Annotated in this window: 1 protein-coding gene and 2 pseudogenes; 1 reads left to right on the top strand and 2 read right to left on the bottom strand. The window is 26.5% G+C overall.

The window, feature by feature from the left end; translation table 11 throughout:
- Positions 1-313 (bottom strand): annotated as a pseudogene (locus AACQ49_RS08090) (hypothetical protein); the annotation flags it as partial.
- A gap of 1088 nt (positions 314-1401) precedes the next feature.
- Here AACQ49_RS08090 and AACQ49_RS08085 point away from each other — a divergent pair.
- The gene (locus AACQ49_RS08085; protein WP_036905765.1) at positions 1402-1707 is read left to right on the top strand and encodes a helix-turn-helix domain-containing protein; all 306 of its coding nucleotides are present in this window, start codon (positions 1402-1404) and stop codon (positions 1705-1707) included.
- A 22-nt stretch (positions 1708-1729) separates the two neighbouring features.
- On the opposite strand, the pseudogene AACQ49_RS08080 reads toward AACQ49_RS08085, so the two are convergent.
- A pseudogene (locus AACQ49_RS08080) lies at positions 1730-2052 on the bottom strand (hypothetical protein); the annotation flags it as partial.

Below are 2052 nucleotides of genomic sequence, written 5' to 3'. Positions count from 1 at the left end.
TTTCGCTTTTCAGTTTATCAAATTGTTCTAATGCCGCCTCATTCTCTTTATTTTCAAATAATGAAATTGCTAACTGTAATCGAGCAAATACTAATTTAGGATTTCTAGAAACTAAACTTCTATATAATGATATTGACTTATCTAAGTCTTTATTCTTACGAGAAATAATAGCATTACCCCATATTAACAACTCATCATTTTCTGTTTTTTTTTGTTTTTCATAAATAGAAAGTAATAATCCAACACCTTCTACATCATTTCTAATTAATGCAGGAATAAATAATCGTAATAATAGAGTAGGATCCTCAACCAATTGAGCCTCAGTTATTAAATTATTACTTTTTTTATTATAATCGTCATTCGCAATACTATGAAAACTCAGAAATAGAATAAATAACAGACAAAATCTGAATTTACAATTCAATATAAAATTCATAAATAAAGAAATAAACCCAATGAGTTATGACATTAAAGAAAGAAATACTATATGATAAAATTCACAAAGTAAATATTCTTACATTAATTAAATCTTATAATCTTTTAACAATGATATTAATTGTTTTTAAATTTCATTAAAATTGCTTTCTTTATACAAAAAAAACAATTATTTAACTTAAGAAATGATATAATAACGCAATCATTTGATTAAATTATCAATATTAGCACTAAGCAATATACTTTACATCAGCTACTTTCTATTAATCTCAAACCAAACTGCAATTAACTAAAATTTTAAAAATTATAATGTGATTATAATTCAATAGAAATTTTCACTAATTTTCTTAGTTTTTTAGCTATATATTATAATTAAATTCGCAATAACATTAGTAAAAAACTGATATTCATAAAAAAACCGTATAAATACGGGCTAAATTTTAATAAACGTAATGTTAAGATTTTCAAATGAAAACCTAATGAACAAAATATTAATACAATACATTAAAGACATAATCAATAATAAAAAATGACACTCAATGATTTCATTTTATTTTTTATATTAAAGTTAATTTTCATTATAATTATCTACTCAAAATAGAAATAACCAGTATAAATATCTCTCAACAAAGCAGAAAAAGCGAATGATAATAAAAACCAATATTATTTACAGAGGTTTTATCATTTGATAAATAGTAAAAAAGAGCAAGATGCTCAACAAATAAGCAAAAATTTTATTAATTATATAATTTCATTATTAACACAACATTGAAATATCGAATAAATAGTCATCTGCGCCTAAAAAAACCACACAACCGATTGAAAAAAAACAAAAAAATGCACACCAACCTCATAAAATGAAATAAACAATATAAAAACCCCGTATTTTTATTTAAAATAAATTAATCTTATAACTTTTTGCTTTATCTAGTTTAGTTGCAGGATATTTATAATCAGGACAATATCATGAATACATTGAATTACATCATCAGTAAAAAAATAAAACAAAAAAGAAAAGAATTAGGGGTGACAGGCATTGAAATAGCCCATTCATTGGAAATAAGTCAACAGCACTATTCACGTATAGAGAATGGACATACCAAAATAACAGTAGAACATTTATTCTCTATCGCGTTTATTTTAGGTGTCAAACCTAAAGAACTATTGCCTAATTATAAATTTTCAAATGAAAAAGAAATGATTAAAGCAAAACAATCATTATCAGCAGAAAGCATTATGCCAATAAAGAAAAGCGACATGTATCCCACATAAATATAGACAGGTATTCATTTTATTAAAAATAATGTGAACCATTAAGGACATAAAAGGGAATACGTTGCTCTACATGATGTTGCCGATGAGCATCACGTATTTGTTCGCTCACAAAAATCTGTTTTCCCCGAAAACGTATCCCCGTATTGCGCTTGGCCCAATCAATAGGATCATCCTGATAAGACGCATTCACAAACTGACTTGTTGCACAGACTAAAGGCAAACTATATGGAGTCTCTACACTCCCCTCCCGTAATAACAATGCCATTGATTTTCCTCGGGTAAAAGGCAAATAGTCCGTATTAAAGACCCGTGCTCCATCTTCACTGTACAGTGATAACCCCC

Origin of the sequence: Proteus sp. G2675 (assembly GCF_963886535.1) — a bacterium.
GTDB lineage: Bacteria > Pseudomonadota > Gammaproteobacteria > Enterobacterales > Enterobacteriaceae > Proteus > Proteus mirabilis.
The sequence above is the reverse complement of the archived record's forward strand: the minus strand, read 5'-3'. Positions and strand labels throughout refer to the sequence as shown.